Raw genomic sequence first — 398 nt, forward strand, 5'->3', positions numbered from 1 at the left:
GCGACAGCCGCTCGCTCAGCAGGCGGCGCACCTCGTCGCGCGGCAGGGGCACCGAGAGCATCTTCCCCGGCGGCAGCGCCTGCATCAGCTTGCCGCGCAGGGCGATGAGCCGCAGCCCGTCCTCCAGGGGGAAGACGCCCGCGAGGCACGCGGCCACCCACTCCCCCACGCTGTGGCCGAGCATCGCCGAGGGCTCCACGCCCCGCGACATGAGCAGCCGCGCCAGCGCGTACTCGACGACGAAGAGCGCCGGCTGGGTCAGCTCCGTGCGCTCCAGCCGTGCCAGCGCCGCGTCGCTCAAGTCCGCGTGGAGGACCTCCCGCAGGTCCAGTCCCAGGTGCGGCCGCAGGAGCGCCGCGCACCGGTCCACCGTGTCGCGGTACTCCGGCTCCACCTCG

The 398-nt window shown here is 74.9% G+C and carries 1 protein-coding gene; it reads right to left on the minus strand.

Annotation, left to right across the window (positions count from 1 at the left end):
- A partial coding sequence (locus tag D7X99_RS42130) for an acyltransferase domain-containing protein (RefSeq protein WP_121782600.1) occupies nucleotides 1–398 on the minus strand: 398 nt, incomplete at both ends.

The sequence above is a fragment of the Corallococcus sp. AB032C genome (assembly GCF_003668935.1).
GTDB classification, from domain to species: domain Bacteria; phylum Myxococcota; class Myxococcia; order Myxococcales; family Myxococcaceae; genus Corallococcus; species Corallococcus exiguus.